This window comes from Micromonospora purpureochromogenes, assembly GCF_900091515.1.
Lineage (GTDB): Bacteria > Actinomycetota > Actinomycetes > Mycobacteriales > Micromonosporaceae > Micromonospora > Micromonospora purpureochromogenes.
The window spans coordinates 1,453,600-1,470,165 of sequence record NZ_LT607410.1 but is presented as its reverse complement, the minus strand read 5'-3'; the positions used below and the strand labels follow the sequence as shown (position 1 = coordinate 1,470,165).

The window sequence follows — 16,566 nt, the reverse complement described above, 5'->3', positions numbered from 1 at the left end:
GGGGCCCTGGGACCGCAGGTTCCTCGAGGAGGCGTTCGACGCCGCCGGAATCGACTCCGACATCCAGAACGCACAGGGTGACAAGAGCCAGTTCTCCAACATCGCCGAGCAGATGATCACCAATGGGGCGACGGTCCTGATGATCGTCAATCTTGATTCGGGCACCGGCAAGGCGGTGCTGGAGAAGGCGCGGTCGCAGGGCATCGCCACCATCGACTACGACCGGCTCACCCTCGGCGGCTCGGCGCAGTACTACGTCAGCTTCGACAACGAGGCGGTGGGCAAGCTGCAGGGCCAGGGCCTGGCGAAGTGCCTGACCGAGAAGGGCGCCCGGAAGCCGGTCGTCGCCTTCCTCAACGGTTCACCGACGGACAACAACGCCACCCTGTTCAAGAGCGGCTACGACTCGATCCTCAAGCCGAAGTTCGACGCCGAGGAGTTCCGCAAGGGCCCGGACCAGTGGGTACCCGACTGGAACAACGCCCAGGCCGGGGTCATCTTCGAGCAGATGCTCACCCAGACCGAGGGCCGGATCGACGGCGTCCTCGCGGCCAACGACGGCCTCGGCAACGCGGCCATCTCGGTGTTGAAGAAGAACAAGCTCAACGGCAGGATCCCGGTGACCGGCCAGGACGCCACCGCCCAGGGGCTGCGCAACATCCTCGCCGGCGACCAGTGCATGACCGTCTACAAGGCGATCAAGGACGAGGCGAAGGCCGCCGCCGACCTGGCCATCGCGCTGGCCAACGGGGAGCGCAAGGAGACCGGCCAGACGGTCCGGGATCCGGAGAGCGACCGCGCCGTGGACGCCATCCTGCTCACCCCCGAGGCCATCTACGCCGATGACGTCAAGGATGTGATCGCCGACGGCTTCGTCACCAAGGACGAGGTCTGCTCCGGGGAGTACGCCAAGCTCTGCGCCGCCGCCGGCGTCAACTGACGGCACCCTGCCGACGCGCAAAGGAGAACCCCGTGTCCGCGACCCCCCTGCTGGAACTGCGCGGGATCGACAAGAGCTTCGGTCCCGTGCAGGTCCTGCGTGACGTCGCTCTCTCCGTTCACCCGGGCGAGGTGACCGCGCTGGTCGGCGACAACGGCGCCGGAAAGTCCACCCTGGTCAAGTGCATCAGCGGTATCCACCCGACGGACTCCGGGGAGTTCCTCTTCGAGGGCCGTCCGGTCACCGTCAGCAGCCCCCGCGACGCCGCCGCGCTGGGCATCGACGTCGTCTACCAGGACCTCGCGCTCTGCGACAACCTCGACATCGTGCAGAACATGTTCCTCGGGCGGGAGAAGCGCCGCGGGATCGTGCTCGACGAACCCACCATGGAGCAGATGGCCGCCGAGACGCTGGCCGGGCTGGGCGTGCGGAACCTCAAGTCGCTGCGCCAGCACATCTCCAGTCTCTCCGGCGGCCAGCGACAGACCGTCGCCATCGCCAAGGCCGTGCTCTGGAACAGCCGGCTGGTCATCCTCGACGAGCCGACCGCCGCGCTCGGTCTCGCGCAGACCGCCCAGGTCCTGGAGATAGTCCGTCGGCTGGCGGACAACGGCCTGGCCGTGGTGCTCATCTCGCACAACATGAACGACGTCTTCGCCATCTCCGACCGGATCGCCGCGCTCTACCTCGGCCAGATGGTCGCCCAGGTGAAGACCACCGACATCACCCACTCGCAGGTCGTCGAGCTGATCACCACCGGCCGCTCCCGCCAGCTCGGCCTGGGCACCGGGCCGGACGCGGGCGGCAGGCGCGACGGCAGCGAGCCAGCCCACCTGACCCCGGGAGCAGTCCGATGACCACCACCCTCCTGCCGCGGGACGGGCTCGGGGCCGGCACCCCGGCGCCGACCGTCGGCGACCACGTCCGCGACTACCTCGCCCGGGTACGCGGGGGCGACCTCGGCTCGCTGCCGGCCGTCATCGGCCTCACCGTGCTCTGCCTGGCCTTCGCGACCGTCCGGCCGGTCTTCTTCTCGGCGGCCAACTTCGCCAACCTGTTCACCCAGGGCGCCGCGGTCACCGTGATCGCGATGGGCCTGATCTTCGTGCTGCTGCTCGGCGAGATCGACCTCTCCGCCGGCTTCGCCAGCGGCGTCTGCGCCACCGTGCTGGCCAACGTGCTCAGCGTGCTCGGCTATCCCTGGTACGTCGCGGTCGTCGCGGCCATCGGCACCGGTGTCCTCATCGGCCTGACCATCGGCTTCCTGGTGGCCAAGGTCGGCATCCCGTCCTTCCTGGTCAGCCTGGCCGGCTTCCTCGCCTTCCAGGGCATCGTGCTGCTCCTGATGAAGGAGGGCACCAACATCTCGATCGACGACCAGGTGATCATCGCGATCGAGAACAACTACGTGCCGCCGGCGATCGGGTGGCTGCTGGCCGGCGTCGCCGTCGCCGGGTACGGCGCGGTGCAGTTCCTGCGCCACCGCAACCGGGTCACCCGGGGCCTGGTCACCGAGCCGGTCGCCGTGGTGGCCGCCCGGGTCGCCGGGCTGGCCCTCCTGCTCGGCAGCGCCGTCCACGTCCTCAACCAGGAACGCAGCATCAACACGGCGATCAGCTCCACCAGGGGGATGCCCGTGGTCGTACCGCTGATCGGGGCCCTGCTGGTCTTCTGGACCTTCGTGCTCAACCGCACCGCGTACGGCCGGCACCTCTACGCGGTGGGCGGCAACCCGGAGGCCGCCCGACGGGCCGGGATCAACGTGGACCGACTGAAGATCTCCGCCTTCGTCATCTGCTCCAGCATGGCGGCCGTCGGCGGCATCATCGCCGCCAGCAAGGACCGCTCGGTCGACCCGAACACCGGCGGCAGCAACGTCCTGCTCTACGCGGTCGGCGCAGCGGTCATCGGCGGCACCAGCCTCTTCGGCGGCAAGGGGCGGATGATCCACGCGGTACTCGGCGGCGCGGTGGTGGCTGTCATCATCAATGGCATGGGCCTGCTGGACCTCAGCTCCGGCCTCAAGTACACCTCGACCGGACTGGTGCTGCTGCTGGCCGCGGGCGTCGACGCGCTGTCGCGTCGCCGTTCCGTCGCCACCGGCACGCGCTGACCACGGAGTACCAGGAACGATGCGGGTAGGACCGAGCCAGGACGAGATCCGGCGGCAGAACCTCGGGGCTCTGCTGCGGCACGTGCACGTCCACGGCGCGACCTCCCGCGCGGAACTGACCACCACCCTCGGGCTCAACCGCAGCACCATCGGCGCGCTCACCGCCGACCTGGCCGGCGCCGGACTGGTCAGCGAGGGGACGCCGAAGGAGACCGGTCGCGCCGGCCGGGCGTCGCTGGTCGTCCGGCCCGAGTCGGCCCGGGTCTACGCGTACGCGTACAGCATCGAGGTGGACCGGCTGCGGGCCGCGCGGGTCGGTCTCGGCGGTGAGGTGCTCGACCGCCGGGACCTGGACCGACCGCGCGGCCTGGACGCCGGGGAGACCGCGCCGCTGCTGGCCGGCGCGCTCAAGGAGATGCACCAGCACGTGGCGCCCGGCTCGCTCTGCGTCGGCGCCGGGGTGGCGGTGTGCGGCATGGTCCGCCGCGACGACGGGCTGGTCCGGCTCGGCCCGGCCACCGGCTGGGTGGACGAGCCGATCGGCGCCGCGCTCGCCACCGAGCTGGGCATCGACGTCCCCGTCACGGTGGGCAACGTGGCGGACATGGCCGCCTTCGCCGAGCACGCCCGGGGCGTCGCCGCCGGCTGCGACAACGTGATCTACCTGTACGGCGACGTCGGCGTCGGCGCCGGCATCATCGCCGGCGGGCGGCGGCTCACCGGCCACGGCGGGTACGGCGGCGAGGTCGGACACATGGTGGTGGTCCGCGACGGCGCCCCCTGCGAGTGCGGCTCCCGGGGCTGCTGGGAGACCGAGATCGGCGAGCACGGGCTGCTCCGCGCCGCCGGCCGTTCGGACGCCCGCGGCCGCGACGCGCTGCTGGCCGTCTTCGACGCCGCCGACCGGGGCGACGCCCGGGCCCAGACGGCGGTACGCCGGGCCGGCGACTGGCTCGGCTTCGGGGTGGCGAACCTGGTGAACATCTTCAACCCGGAGATGGTCATCTTCGGCGGCACCATGCGCGACCTCTACCTGGCCGCCGCCGCCCAGGTCCGCAGCCGGCTCAACTCGATGGGGCTGCCCGCCTGCCTGGAGCACGTCCGGCTGCGCACCCCCAAGCTCGGCGGGGACGCGGCGCTGATCGGCGCGGCGGAGCTGGCCTTCGAACGGCTCCTCGCCGACCCGCTCGACGCCGGCTGACCGGCGGCTCCCGCCGACGCCCCGGCCTGCGTACCCTGTCGCACGTGGACGTCCAGCTGCGCGCCTCCGACGACGACCGGCACCGGGTGGTCGCCGAGCTGCAACGGCACACCGGCGCCGGGCGGCTCACCCTGGACGAGTTCTCCGATCGCGTCGCCGCGGTCTGGACGGCGCGCACCCTGGGCGAGCTGGCCGAGCTGACCCGCGACCTGCCCACGGCACCCGCGCCGGCCGGGGCGGCCGACGCCACCGGGCACGGCCGGCGGGAACTGCTGGTGCTCTTCGCGGTCGCCGCGGCCACCCTGCTGCTGCTCGGGATCTTCATGGCGCTGTCCCGCTGACCGGCATCCCGGGCTGACTTGCCGCTCAGCATCGGTGAACTGATCGGGTCGGCGGTCCGTACCAGTGGACGGACGGGCGGCCGGGTGCGCTGCCCGGCGTGACACGTACGGCCCGGACCGAGGAGGCACCGCAGGATGGCACCGCTGGAATCCGCACGTCGTCGGCCAGGGCACCGGACCCACCGGGTGGCGGTGCTGCTCATCGCGCTGGTGGCGGGGCTCGGCGTCCTGCCCGGCGTGGCCGTGGCCGCACCGGGCAACCAGATCAACGCCGCCGACATGACGCTGCTCAACGGGGTACGGCTGGCCGGGCTCTGGGAGATGCCGGCCGGGCAGATGGCCGCCGAGAAGGGGGTGTCCCCCCGGGTGCGCGAGATCGGGGCCGAGATCGCCCGCCAGCACGGGGTACTCGACCAGTTGGTCGTCAACGCCGCCAACAAGCTGGGCACCACCCTGCCGACGGATCCCACCACCGAGCAGAAGGGGTGGCTGACCGAGATGCAGGAGGCGAACGGCAACCAGTTCGACCAGATCTTCGTCACCCGGCTCCGGGTGGCACACGGCAAGATCTTCCCGGTGATCGGCGCGGTCCGCGCCAGCACCCGGGACGCCACCGTCCGCAAGCTCGCGGACGAGGCCAACAAATTCGTCAACGACCACATGGCGATGCTGGAGAGCACCGGGCTGGTCCGCTGGCAGCAGATGCCGCCGGCCGCGCTGCCGCCCGCTCAGAGCGACTCGCTGATCGCTGCCGCCAAGGCCGGCGCCCCCGCCCCGTCGGTCGGGGTCAGCACCACCATCGTCTGGGCGGTCTTCCTGCTCGCCCTCGGCGTCGGGGGCGTCTCCACCTGGCGCATCCTGCGCCGCAGCTGACCAGCGGGCCGCCGTCGACGGCCGGGTTCCGACGGAACCCGGCCGCCGACGGCGGTCCTCAGCGGTCGACCTGGGTGAAGTCCCAGGAGTGCGGGGGCCGGGCCACCAGCATGGCCGGCGGCTCGGGCAGCGGTTGTGGGTTGCTACGCCACTTGGAGATGACCACCACCCGGTGGTCGGTGGAGGAGAAGACCTCGCTCGACAGGTGCAGCGGGTCGTGTTCCAGCTCCGGCAGGGCGGTGTCGCAGACCCAGGTGATCAGGTCGGCGAAGCCGTACGGCTCCGCACGCGCCTCCCACATCCGCACGATCACGTCGCCGCTCCCCTTCCGTGCCGTCACACGCTGACCGTGGTCAACGGCAGGGCCGAGTCGGCCGGCAGGTCCAGCCGGCTCGGCGTCACGCCCGCAGCGACCAGGTGCGAACCGAGCGCCGCCACCATGGCGCCGTTGTCGGTGCAGAGCTTCGGCCGGGGTACGCGGACCCGGATGCCGTGCTTCGCCGCGCGGTGCTCGGCCATCGCCCGCAGCCGCGAGTTGGCCGCCACTCCCCCGCCGATCACCAGCGTCTCGATCCCGTTGGCCCGGCAGGCGTCGAGCGCCTTGGCGGTCAGCACGTCGCAGACCGCCTCCTGGAAGGAAGCCGCCACGTCGGCCACCGGCACCGGCTCACCGGCGCGCTGGCGTGCCTCGACCCAGCGGGCGACGGCGGTCTTCAGCCCGGAGAAGGAGAAGTCGTACCGGTGGGCGGCGAGGTCCTTGGCGGCGGTGAGACCGCGCGGGAACCAGATCGCCGCCGGGTCGCCGGCCCGGGCCTCCCGGTCGATGTACGGGCCGCCGGGGAAGGGCAGTCCGAGCAGGCGGGCGACCTTGTCGAAGGCCTCTCCCGCCGCGTCGTCGATGGTCGCGCCGAGCGGGGTGACCCCACGGGCGAGGTCGTCGACGAGCAGCAGGGAGGAGTGCCCGCCGGAGACCAGCATGGCGACCGCCGGCTCGGGCAGCGGACCGTGTTCCAGGGTGTCCACGGCGACGTGCGCGGCGAGGTGGTTCACCCCGTACACCGGCTTCTCGGCGGCCAGCGCGTAGCCCTTGGCGGCGGCCACGCCGACCAGCAGCGCGCCGGCCAGCCCCGGGCCGGAGGTGACCGCGATCGCGTCGATGTCGGCGAGCGTCACGCCCGCCTCCGTCAGCGCCCGGTCCATGGTGGGCACGATCGCCTCCAGGTGCGCGCGGCTGGCCACCTCGGGCACCACGCCGCCGAACCGGGCGTGCTGTTCGACGCTGGAGGCGATCGCGTCGGCGAGCAGGGTGTGCCCGCGCACGATGCCGACACCGGTCTCGTCGCAGGAGGTCTCGATTCCCAGGACCAGGGGCTCGTCAGCCATCAGTCGTCCGTCCCGTCCTCGGTCGGGTCCGCGACGCGCCGCATGACCAGCGCGTCGGTGTTGCTCGGTTGGTAGTAGCCGCGGCGGACGCCGATCGGCTCGAACCCGTACGTGGCGTAGAGCTTCTGGGCGGGCGCGTTGTCCGCCGCCACCTCCAGCAGGACGGTGCGGACGTCGCGCCGGGCCGCCTCGGCGAGCAGTTCCTCCAGCAGCATCCGGCCGACGCCGCGCCGCTGGGCGTCCCGCCGGACGGCGATGTTCTGCACCCAGGCCTCGTCCGGCTGGACGGTCAGCCCCGCGTACCCGAGCACCGTGCCGTCGACGTCGGTGGCGATCCGGTACCAGTGGCCGCTGGCCAGCTCGTTCCAGAACATCGCCGGGGACCACTGTTCGGCGCCGAAGAGGTCCGCCTCGATCGGCAGCACCTCGTCGACGTGCCACCAGCGGAACCGGGTCAGTCGTACCGGTGCGCTCACGGCAGGACCGACTTGCGGGTGGTCGCCGCCACGGCGTCCGGCCGGCGCAGGTAGAGCGGGATGAGCGCCTCCGTAGGCGCGCCGGCCCGGATCCGCTCGGCGGCCAGCGCGGCCAGCGCGCTGGCGTCGGGGTAGCGGGGCTCGACCCGCAGCGGCAGGTCGAGCACGTCGGCGTACCGGTGCGCGCCGTCGCCCACCGCGGCGGTGACGGCCAGGCCGCGGGCCCGTTCGGCGGCGACCGCGGGGGTGTCCACGTTCGGCCCGGCGATCCGCTGGCCGGCGCCGTCGTAGACGGCCCAGTAGACCTCCCGGCGGCGGGCGTCGGTGGCCGCCAGGACCGGTTCGCCGAGCGCCGCCGGGTAACCGATGGCGTCCAGCGAGCAGACGCCGTACGTGGGGACGCCGAGCACCTGGCCCATCGTGGCGGCGGTGACCAGGCCGACCCGCAGCCCGGTGAACGGGCCGGGACCGAGCCCGGCGACGATCGCGCCCAGGTCGCGCGGCCGCGCCTCCGCGTCGGCGAGCACCGCGTCCACCTGCGGCGCGAGCAGTTCGCCGTGGGCCCGCGCGTCGACCGTGCAGCGGTGCGCCCGCGGCACGACCCCGTCCGCCGAGACCTCCACCAGCGCCGCGGTCACCGCGGGGGTCGAGGAGTCCACCACCAGTACGAGCACGGTATGCCAGCCTAGTCGCCCTGCCGGTCATCCCCGGTCACACCCCGTCGAGGCGGTCCGCCATCACGCTGGGTGACCTCGCCGGAGGACAGGACCGGTGTGAGCGCGATACCTCAGAGTCATCAATATGCCTCTGAGGTATCGCGCTCACACCGGCATGGCCCACCATTCCGGGATGCCCTCGCGTCTGGTCACCCTCCTCAGCGACGTCGTGCGCCGCGAACGGGAGGCGCACGAGCTGAGCCAGCGGGAGCTGGCCGAACTGGCGTCCGTGAGCCAGGCGACGGTGGCCCGGATCGAACGCGGTGACCGCAGCCCCGGCGTCGACGTGTTGGAGCGCCTGCTCGCCGCCATGGGTCTGCAGCTCACCGTCGCGGTGGAACCACTCGACGCCCATCTCGACGCGCGGATCGACGAGCTGGCCGCGCGGCCCGTCGCCGAGCGGATCGCGCAGGCCGGCCTCGACCGGGTGCTGGACCGGCTCGGCGACCTCCCGCACGTGCTCACCGGCAGCTGCGCCGCGCTGCTGCAGGGTGCGGCCGTGCCGGTGACCGAGATCGAGATCGCTGTCCGGTGGACGGACTCCGGCCGGTTCACCCAGTGGCTCGCCGACGGCTACGGGCAGCGCTGGAACGCGCAGTGGCGGGAGTTCGGCTACCTGCGACTGGAGCCGGAGGAGCCCGGCGAGCACCTGTGGCGGACGATCTCCGGCGACGTCCGGGCCACGATGTGCGACGAGTTGCCGGAGGCGATCGAGGTGCGGCACGGAGACCGGAGCTACCCGGTGGTGCCGCTGGTCGCGCTGGAACTCAGCAATCCCCGCGCCGCCGAACTGCTGCGTCGCCACCGCCGGCGGGCGGCCGGGTCAGCCGGCTGAGCGCTCCCAGTCGACGGTGGGCAGACCGGCGTCGGCGAGCGCCTTGTTCGCGGCGCTGAACGGGCGGCTGCCGAGGAAGCCGCGCGGGTTCATCGGGCTGGGGTGCCCGGCCTCCAGCACCACGTGCTGCGGGTTGGTGACCAGGGCCGCCTTCTTGCGCGCGTAGCCGCCCCAGAGCAGGAAGACCACCCGCTGCTCCATCGCGTCGAGCGCCCGGATGGTGGCGTCGGTGAACTCCTCCCACCCCTTGTTGCCGTGCGAGCCGGGGGTGGCCTGGCGGACGGTCAGCACCGCGTTGAGCAGCAGCACGCCCTGCGCCGCCCAGCCGTTGAGGTTGCCGCTGCGCGGCTTCGGCACGCCGAGGTCCTCGCCCAGCTCCTTGAAGACGTTGCGCAGGGACGGCGGCACCGTCACCCCGTCGCGGACGCTGAAGCTGAGCCCGTGCGCCTGCCCGGCCCGGTGGTAGGGGTCCTGCCCGAGGATCAGCACCCGGGTCTCCCCCGGCGCGCACAGCCGGTAGGCGGAGAAGAGGCCCTCCAGCGGCGGGAAGACGGTCTGGGTGGCGTACTCACGGGCGACGAACTCGGCCAGCGCCGCGGTGCGGGCCGGGTCGAGGTGCGGGGTGAGCACGGCACGCCACTCCTGCGGCAGCAGCGCCAGCAGGTCCAGGGCGGGGGTGTCGTCGGGCATCGGCAACCTTTCGCAGTCTGTGCCGGCACTTTAGGCAGCTGGTACGACAGCCCTCAGCGCAGGGCTTCCAGGCGCCGCGCCCAGTCGCCCCCGACCGGCTCCAGCTCGACCAGCCGGGTGTCGTCCTCCCGCCGGTCGAGGCGTACCCGCAGGTGGGCGTCGACCAGCTGTTCGACCAGCCCCTCGCCCCACTCGACCACGGTCACCGAGTCGTCCACCGAGGCGTCCAGGTCCAGGTCGTCGATCTCGGCCCGCGGGTCGGCCGCGTCGCCCAGCCGGTACGCGTCGGCGTGCACCAGGGCCACAGTGCCGCCCCGGGCCGGATCCGGCCGGTGCACCCGGGCGATCACGAAGGTCGGCGAGGTGATGGCGCCGAGCACCCCCAGCCCGGCGCCGATGCCCTGGGTCAGCGCGGTCTTGCCGGCGCCCAGCGGGCCGGTGAGCAGCAGCAGGTCGCCGGCGCGCAGCACCCCGGCCAGCCGGCGGCCGAACGCGTGGGTGTCCTCGACCGTCGGCAGCGTGACGGTCAGCGTCACAGTCCCTCCAGGAAGTCCCAGAGCGCCTTGTTGACCTCGTCGGCGTGTTCCAGCATCACCACGTGCCCGCTGTCGTCGACCTTGATGTACTGCGCGTGCGGCAGCCGGCGCACGATCTCCTCCGAGTGGGTCACCGGCGTGATCATGTCCTTGTCACCGACCACGACCAGCACCGGCGTGCCGCTGAGCGCGGCCAGCGCCGGAAAGCGCGAGTGCGTGGCGAGGGTACGCAGATAGCGGGTGACCGTGTCGGCGGAGGTCCGCGAGTTCATCTCCTCCACATAGGAGACCAGGGCCGGGCTGGGCTTGCGGGTGCCGAAGCCGTACTTGCGGGTCAGCAGCCAGGCGACGTTGGAGGTCGACTTCCGGGCCCGGTCGATGACCGTCCCGCCGTACCGGGTGGCGTTGCTCATCATGTAGAGCACCGGCGCGCCGACCCGGCCGATCAGCGCCGGGGCCACCAGCTTGGTCTCCGCGAGCAGGCCGCCCGAGGTGGCCATCAGCACCGTGCCGACCACCCGGTCGCCGAACATCTCCGGGTACAGCTCGGCGAAGGCCATGATGGTCATCCCGCCCATCGAGTGCCCGACCAGCACCAACGGCCCCTCCGGGGCGGTCCGGTCGATCACCCGGCGCAGGGTGCGGCCCAGCGCGGCGAGGTCGTACTCGCCGCTCTCCAGCCGCCCGGAGCGGCCGTGACCGGGCTGGTCGTACGCGACGATCCGGTGCTCGCCCCGCTCGGCGAGCAGCTTGCGCTGGAAGTGGAACGTCCCCATGTCCAGGCAGAAGCCGTGCACCAGCACCACGGTCGGCCGCCCCGGCGCCGGACGGGTCGGCTCGACCACCTCGACGTGGATGTCGGTGCCGTCCGGCAACTCCAGCCGGAACGCGTCGTCGTACCGCTGCTCGCCGAAGACCTCGTGCGCGTACCGGTCGGTGGGGTCGGCCTTGAGCCGGCGGACCAGGACGCGCTCGCTCACCACGCCCGCGGCGAGCCCCGCGGCGGCGACGCCGACCGCGGCCCCGACCACGCCGGCGACCTTGCCGGCGGCGGTGCGCGGTCGGGGGATCCGGAAGCGCTGGCTCACGGTGCCAGCTCGGTTCGCGACTGCGGGGCTCGCAAGATCGGCTCACTCCTCGCGCTCACGGCCGCTCGCCGTCGTAGACCCGGGGCACCCGGCTGCTGCCGAACCGGGTGACGATCTCGTAGTTGATGGTGCCGACCGCCTCGGCCCAGTCGTCGGCGGTGGGCTCGCCGTCCGCCCCGCTGCCGAAGAGGGTGGCCACGTCCCCGGCGGCCACCGCGTCCTCGCCGCAGTCGAGCACGAACTGGTCCATGCAGACCCGGCCGGAGATGGTGCGCCGCTTCCCGCCGAGCTGCACCGGCCCGACGTTGGAGGCGTGCCGGGGCACTCCGTCGGCGTAGCCGAGCGGCACCACGGCCAGGTTCGCCTCCCGCCCGGTGGTGTAGGTGTGACCGTAGGAGACGCCCGTGCCCTCGGGCACCCGCTTGGTCAGCATCACCCGGGCCCGGCCGGTCATCGCCGGACGCAGCCCGAAGCGCTCCCCCGCCACCGGCGAGAGGCCGTAGACGGCGATCCCCGGGCGGACCAGGTCGAAGTGGGTGTCCGGGCGGGTCAGCGTGGCCGCCGAGTTGGCCAGGTGCCGGTAGCGCGGGCGCAGCCCGGCCCGCTCGACCATGGCCAGCCCCTCGTGGAAGACCGCGAGCTGGCGGTCCGTGGTGGGGTGGCCGGGCAGGTCCGCGTACACGAAGTGGCTCCACACGCCGACCACCTCGACCAGGCCGTCGGCCTGGGCCTTCGCGGCGGCCTCCAGCAGGGTCGGCCAGTCGGCGACGGTGGCCCCGCCCCGGGACAGCCCGGTGTCGATCTTCAGGTGCAGCCGGGCCGGGCGGTCCGCCCGGCGGCTCGCCTCGATCATCTCGTCCAGCTGCGGCAGGCTGGCGGCGCCCAGGTCGACCCCGGCCGCGACGCCCTCGTGCAGCGGCAGCCCGGGGGCGAGCAGCCAGGCCAGCACCGGCGCGGTGATCCCCGCCCGGCGCAGGGTCAGCGCCTCGTCCAGCGTGCAGACCCCGAGCCAGTCCGCCCCGGCATCTAGCGCGGCACGGGCCGACGGGACCATGCCGTGGCCGTACCCGTCGCCCTTCACCACCGCCATCAGCTCGGCGCTCGTACCCGACCGGAGCCGGGCCACGTTGTCACGGATCGCGTCGAGATCGACGCGTACCTCGGCCTGCCACATACGCCAAGCCTACTTGCGCCGTGATCACACGACCGTGCTCCCGCCCGCGTCGGCGACCCGCGCCACGCCGGGGAGCCCGACCGCGGCTCAGTCCACCAGCGGGGCCAGCACCGGGCGCAGGGCGGCCGCCACGTCGGACGCGGTCACCGGCCCGCCCCGGGCCGCCTCCCGTCCGGCCAGCCCGTGCAGGTACGCGGCCGTCGCCGCCGCCCGCTCCGGGGCCAGCCCGGCGGCGAGCAGCGAGCCGAGCAACCCGGCCAGCACGTCCCCGGTACCCCCGGTGGCCAGCGCGGCGGTGCCGGTCGGGTTGACGTACGCCCGGCCGTCCGGCGTGCCGATCACCGTGCGGTCCCCCTTGAGCAGGACCGTCGCGTTCATCCAGGCGGCCAGCCGCAGCGCGGCGGAGACCCGGTCGGCCCCCGGTGCCTCCCCGCAGAGCCGGGCGAACTCGCGGTCGTGCGGGGTGACCACGATCGGGGCGTCCCGGTTGCGCAGCCGGTCGGCGAGCGAGCCGTCCACCAGCAGGGTGAGCGCGTCCGCGTCGAGCACCACCGGCACCGGCGCGGAGAGCACCGCGCGCAGCTCGCCGGCGGCGTCCTCGCCGGTGCCCAGCCCGGAGCCGCAGACCCAGGCCTGGACCCGGCCGGCATCGGCGACCCGTCCGGTGGCGATCACCGAGGGGTGCTGGTGCAGCACCTCCGCCCGGGCCCCACCGGCGTAGCGGACCATGCCGGTCGGCCCGGCCAGGGCGCCACCCACCGAGAGCACCGCCGCGCCCGGGTACGTCGCCGACCCGGTCGCCACCCCGACCACGCCCCGGCTGTACTTCTCCGAGGCCGGGCCGAGCCGGGGCCACCACTCGACGATGTCCGACCACTCGGTCACCCGCAGCGCCGGTGACCCCCGCAGCCACGGCTCCAGCCCGATGTCGACCAGCTCCACCTGCCCGGCGAGGCCGGCGGCCGGCCCGACCACCAGGGCGGGCTTGAGCGCCCCGAAGGCCACCGTCACGTCGGCCCGCACCGCGCTGTGCCGGCCGGAGGCGGTCAGCGGCACGTGGCCGGTGTCCACCGCCACCCCGCTCGGCACGTCCACCGCCACCACGGTCGCCCGCGCGCCGTCGCGCCCGCAGTACCGGACCAGGCTGGCCGCGAGCTGCTCGGCGGTCTCCCGCAGCCCGCCGGTGCCGCCGATCCCGACGATGCCGTCGAGCACCAGGTCGACCCTGGCCGGGGGCCGGTCGACCAGCCGCCCGCCGGCGGCGCGCAGCGCCGCCAGCCCCTCGGCGTGCGCCCGGCCGGGGGTCAGCAGCAGCGCCGACACGGCGACCCCGCGCCGGGCCAGCAGCGCTCCGGCGTAGAGCGCGTCACCGCCGTTGTCGCCGGTGCCGACCAGCAGCAGGACCCGCGCGCCGTACACCCCGCCCCGGTCGGCGAGGAGCAGCGCGCAGCGCCGGGCCAGCCCGGCCGCGGCCCGCTTCATCAGCGTCCCGGGCGGGAGGGTGGCCATCAGGCCGGCCTCCGCCGCGCGTACGTCCGCGACCCGCCACACCGGTTTCATGCCACACCGTCCCGTCTGTCACCTCGCGAGCCGGCCCGGGGGCCCGCCCGGCCGATCAACGTTCCGCGACCACCATGGCCGAGGCGATCCCGCCGTCGTGGGAGAGCGAGAGATGCCAGCGGTTGATCCCGCGCTCCACGGCGGCGGCGGCCACGGTGCCGGAGACGGTGAGCCAGGGCCGCCCGTCCGGGTCCGGCACGATTTCGCAGTCGTGCCAGCTCAGGCCGGCCGGGGCGCCCAGCGCCTTGGCGACCGCCTCCTTGGCGGCGAACCGGGCGGCCATCGACTCCGGGGAGCGCGGGTTGCCGGAGCGGGTGTACCGCTCCGCCTCGGTGAAGAGCCGGTCGGCGAGCAGCGGCGTGCGGGCCAGCGCCCGGGCGAACCGGTCCACCAGCACGACGTCGATGCCGACCGCGACGATCACGACGCTCACCCTACCGGCGGGAAGGGCGGCAGATTAGCTGCCTGCTCGGCTGTGGGCAACGCCTGTGGAAAACCCTCGGGTACGACCACCGTCCGCCGTCCACAGGCCCTCCCAGTGACCCGGGCCGGTGCCTAGCGTCGACGTGGTGCTGACGTGAGGGGGCGCGGGTGGACGGGGAGCCGGTGCAGGTGCGGGCCGCGGTGCTGCGCGAGGTGGCGGGCGGGCTCGCCGACGAGGCGTACGCGCTGGCGCACGGGCTGGTCGGGGTGCCGGGGCTGGTGGTGGCGGCGGCCGAGTGGCGGGCGGCGGCCGCGCTGACCCGGTTGGAGTCCGCCGTGCACGACTGGCACGGCGCGCTCGCCGCCCGGGTGGCGGAGGCGGGCTCCGCCCTGCGCGCCGCGGCCGACGGGTACGACGCGGCCGACGACCGGGCCGCCGGCCGGCTCGCCGGGCTGCCCCGATGACCGGGTACGCGCAGCTCTGGCGCGCCGCGCCCGGCAGCTGGGGTGCGGCCGGGGCGGCCTGGCGCGGGCTGGCCGACCCGGTGCGGCGCCGCCGGGCGGCGCTGGCCGAGTGCGCGGCGACCCTGCGCGCGGGCTGGTCGGGTGGGGCCGCCGGGGCGGCCGACGGGCGGCTCGGCGCGCTCCGGGGCGAGCTGACCGCGCTGCTGCCCGCCCTGATCGAGGCCGACCAGGTGCTGGCCGAGTTCGCCGGCCGGCTCCGGGTGGCGAAGGCCCGGCTGGCGGAGGCGGTGGCGCTCGCCGACCGCACCGGCGTGCTCGTCGACCGCCGCGGCGGGGTCAGCGCGGCTCCGCCCAGCGCGCCGACCTGGGCCGGCCCGGAGGCCGGTGTCCTGCCCGGCGCCGGGCTCCGCTCGGGCGCACCGCCGGGCGGCCGGTCCCTGCCCGGCCGGCGTACCGGGCCGGCTGCGGCCCCGACGCCGGGCGCGGACGTCGGCGCGGCAGCCGGGCCGGGCGAGCGGGCCGGGCCGGCGGCGCTGGACCAGGTGGCCGCCGCGCTGCGGGACGCGCTGGCGTTGGCCGACGCGGCGGACCGGGAGGCCGCCACCCGACTCGACGAGCTGAGCGCGGCGGCCCGCGCCGGCTGGGCCGACCCGCCGCCACCGGGCCGTCCACCGGCCGACGCCGACCCGGCGACGGTCCGGGCCTGGTGGGCGGGGCTCACCCCGGGCCAGCGCCGCTGGCTGGTGTGGCACGAGCCGGGCCGGGTCGGGCGCCTCGACGGGGTGCCGGTCGCCGCCCGGGACCAGGCGAACCGACTGCTGCTCGACGACCGGCGGGAGGCACTGCTCGCCGCGCGGCGGCAGTTGGCGGGCCGTGCGGTCCCCGGCCCGGCGGAGCGGACCGAGCTGCGCCGCCTCGACGCGGGGCTGGCCGGCCTGGACGGGCTCGCCGGGCGGCTGGCGGCGGCGGAGCCGCCCCGGTCGTACCTGCTGGGGCTGGATCCGACCGGGGACGGGCGGGCCATCGTGGCGCTCGGCAACCCGGACCGCGCCGACCGGGTGCTGACCTACGTGCCGGGGATGACCGCCGACCTCGCCGACGCCCCGGCCGAGCTGGGCCGGGCCGGTCGGGTGCTGTCCCGCTGCGCCAGCCTCGCGCCCGGGCGGGAGACGGCGGCGGTGCTCTGGCTGGACTACGACGCGCCGGACTTCCTGCCCGAGGCGGCCCGGCCCAGCCAGGCCGGGGACGCCGGGCCGGCGCTGCACCGCTTCCAGGACGGGCTGCGCGAGACCCACGAGGGTCCACCGGCCCGACAGACGGTGCTGGGGCACAGCTACGGGTCCCTGGTGGTGGGCGCCGCCGCCCGGGACCACGGTCTCGACGCGGACGCCCTGGTCTTCGTGGGCTCGCCGGGGGTCGGGGTGGACCGGGCCGAGGCGCTGCGCCTGCCGCCGGAGCGGATCTGGGCGAGCACCGCGCCGGACGACGTGATCCGGCTGGTCGAGCCGCCCGGGCAGCTCACCGGCCGGGCGGTGCTGGCGGCGTCGCCGCTGGCCACGGCGGTGTCCCTGCTCCGCCCCGACGACCACGAGCTGTGGTTCGGCCACGACCCCAGTGACCCGGGCTTCGGCGGGCGCACCTTCCCCAGCGGCCGGTACGGCCACACCGGCTACTGGGAGGCCGGCAACCCGGCGCTGGACGGGATGGCCCGGATCGTGCTCGGCCGGTGACCGGCTCCACCCGTGCCGTCGG

Annotated in this window: 18 protein-coding genes and 1 pseudogene; 9 read left to right on the top strand and 10 right to left on the bottom strand. The window is 74.6% G+C overall.

Annotation, left to right across the window (positions count from 1 at the left end):
• Positions 1-10 precede the first annotated feature (10 nt).
• The 6 genes and pseudogenes from GA0074696_RS06930 to GA0074696_RS06905 all read left to right on the top strand — a co-directional run.
• Positions 11-940: pseudogene (locus GA0074696_RS06930) on the top strand (sugar ABC transporter substrate-binding protein); the annotation flags it as partial.
• A 32-nt stretch (positions 941-972) separates the two neighbouring features.
• A complete protein-coding gene (locus GA0074696_RS06925) occupies positions 973-1,797 on the top strand; it encodes an ATP-binding cassette domain-containing protein (protein WP_088960322.1) in 825 nt (274 codons plus the stop codon).
• Positions 1,794-3,053 (top strand): sugar ABC transporter permease, encoded by a 1,260-nt coding sequence (locus tag GA0074696_RS06920; RefSeq protein WP_088960321.1) that lies wholly within the window; start codon positions 1,794-1,796, stop codon positions 3,051-3,053. The genes GA0074696_RS06925 and GA0074696_RS06920 overlap by 4 nt, the downstream gene beginning before the upstream one ends.
• 19 nt (positions 3,054-3,072) lie before the next feature.
• Positions 3,073-4,254 (top strand): ROK family protein, encoded by a 1,182-nt coding sequence (locus GA0074696_RS06915; RefSeq protein ID WP_088960320.1) that lies wholly within the window; start codon positions 3,073-3,075, stop codon positions 4,252-4,254.
• 44 nt (positions 4,255-4,298) lie between these two features.
• A complete protein-coding gene (locus GA0074696_RS06910; protein WP_088960319.1) occupies positions 4,299-4,595 on the top strand; it encodes a DUF1707 SHOCT-like domain-containing protein in 297 nt (98 codons plus the stop codon).
• 135 nt (positions 4,596-4,730) lie between these two features.
• On the top strand, positions 4,731-5,468 hold the full coding sequence (locus GA0074696_RS06905) for a DUF4142 domain-containing protein (RefSeq protein WP_088960318.1): 738 nt from the start codon (positions 4,731-4,733) through the stop codon (positions 5,466-5,468).
• A gap of 58 nt (positions 5,469-5,526) precedes the next feature.
• Here the strand turns inward: GA0074696_RS06905 and GA0074696_RS06900 are convergent, their stop codons facing one another.
• Genes GA0074696_RS06900 through tsaB form a run of 4 tightly spaced genes read right to left on the bottom strand, consistent with a single transcriptional unit; the run spans position 5,527 to position 8,001 of the window.
• The gene (locus GA0074696_RS06900; protein WP_088964398.1) at positions 5,527-5,781 is read right to left on the bottom strand and encodes a hypothetical protein; all 255 of its coding nucleotides are present in this window, start codon (positions 5,779-5,781) and stop codon (positions 5,527-5,529) included.
• A 23-nt stretch (positions 5,782-5,804) separates the two neighbouring features.
• Entirely contained in the window at positions 5,805-6,851 is a 1,047-nt protein-coding gene (gene tsaD, locus GA0074696_RS06895) for a tRNA (adenosine(37)-N6)-threonylcarbamoyltransferase complex transferase subunit TsaD (protein WP_088960317.1), read from the bottom strand.
• Positions 6,851-7,327: a ribosomal protein S18-alanine N-acetyltransferase gene (gene rimI, locus GA0074696_RS06890; protein ID WP_231925287.1), complete on the bottom strand. Its 477-nt coding sequence runs from the start codon at positions 7,325-7,327 to the stop codon at positions 6,851-6,853. Before rimI ends, tsaD begins: the two co-directional genes overlap by 1 nt.
• Positions 7,324-8,001 (bottom strand): tRNA (adenosine(37)-N6)-threonylcarbamoyltransferase complex dimerization subunit type 1 TsaB, encoded by a 678-nt coding sequence (gene tsaB, locus GA0074696_RS06885; protein ID WP_088960316.1) that lies wholly within the window; start codon positions 7,999-8,001, stop codon positions 7,324-7,326. The genes rimI and tsaB overlap by 4 nt, the downstream gene beginning before the upstream one ends.
• A 175-nt stretch (positions 8,002-8,176) precedes the next feature.
• Here tsaB and GA0074696_RS06880 point away from each other — a divergent pair, with 175 nt between their 5' ends.
• Complete coding sequence (locus tag GA0074696_RS06880) at positions 8,177-8,878, top strand: helix-turn-helix domain-containing protein (protein WP_231925286.1); 702 nt, start codon at positions 8,177-8,179, stop codon at positions 8,876-8,878.
• Here GA0074696_RS06880 and GA0074696_RS06875 read toward each other — a convergent pair.
• From GA0074696_RS06875 to GA0074696_RS06850, 6 genes are all read right to left on the bottom strand, one after another.
• The gene (locus GA0074696_RS06875; RefSeq protein WP_088960314.1) at positions 8,867-9,568 is read right to left on the bottom strand and encodes a uracil-DNA glycosylase; all 702 of its coding nucleotides are present in this window, start codon (positions 9,566-9,568) and stop codon (positions 8,867-8,869) included. The genes GA0074696_RS06880 and GA0074696_RS06875 overlap by 12 nt on opposite strands.
• Positions 9,569-9,621: 53 nt before the next feature.
• Entirely contained in the window at positions 9,622-10,104 is a 483-nt protein-coding gene (gene tsaE / locus GA0074696_RS06870; protein ID WP_088960313.1) for a tRNA (adenosine(37)-N6)-threonylcarbamoyltransferase complex ATPase subunit type 1 TsaE, read from the bottom strand.
• Entirely contained in the window at positions 10,101-11,192 is a 1,092-nt protein-coding gene (locus GA0074696_RS06865; RefSeq protein WP_088960312.1) for an alpha/beta fold hydrolase, read from the bottom strand. The genes tsaE and GA0074696_RS06865 overlap by 4 nt, the downstream gene beginning before the upstream one ends.
• 55 nt (positions 11,193-11,247) lie before the next feature.
• Positions 11,248-12,366: an alanine racemase gene (gene alr / locus GA0074696_RS06860; protein ID WP_088960311.1), complete on the bottom strand. Its 1,119-nt coding sequence runs from the start codon at positions 12,364-12,366 to the stop codon at positions 11,248-11,250.
• Between the two features lie 87 nt (positions 12,367-12,453).
• Positions 12,454-13,926 (bottom strand): NAD(P)H-hydrate dehydratase, encoded by a 1,473-nt coding sequence (locus GA0074696_RS06855; RefSeq protein WP_088960310.1) that lies wholly within the window; start codon positions 13,924-13,926, stop codon positions 12,454-12,456.
• A 55-nt stretch (positions 13,927-13,981) separates the two neighbouring features.
• The gene (locus GA0074696_RS06850) at positions 13,982-14,350 is read right to left on the bottom strand and encodes a holo-ACP synthase (protein ID WP_088960309.1); all 369 of its coding nucleotides are present in this window, start codon (positions 14,348-14,350) and stop codon (positions 13,982-13,984) included.
• Between the two features lie 167 nt (positions 14,351-14,517).
• Between GA0074696_RS06850 and GA0074696_RS06845 the strand changes: the two genes are divergently transcribed.
• The gene (locus GA0074696_RS06845; RefSeq protein ID WP_088960308.1) at positions 14,518-14,814 is read left to right on the top strand and encodes a hypothetical protein; all 297 of its coding nucleotides are present in this window, start codon (positions 14,518-14,520) and stop codon (positions 14,812-14,814) included.
• Entirely contained in the window at positions 14,811-16,544 is a 1,734-nt protein-coding gene (locus GA0074696_RS06840) for an alpha/beta hydrolase (RefSeq protein WP_088960307.1), read from the top strand. The genes GA0074696_RS06845 and GA0074696_RS06840 overlap by 4 nt, the downstream gene beginning before the upstream one ends.
• Positions 16,545-16,566 lie beyond the last annotated feature (22 nt).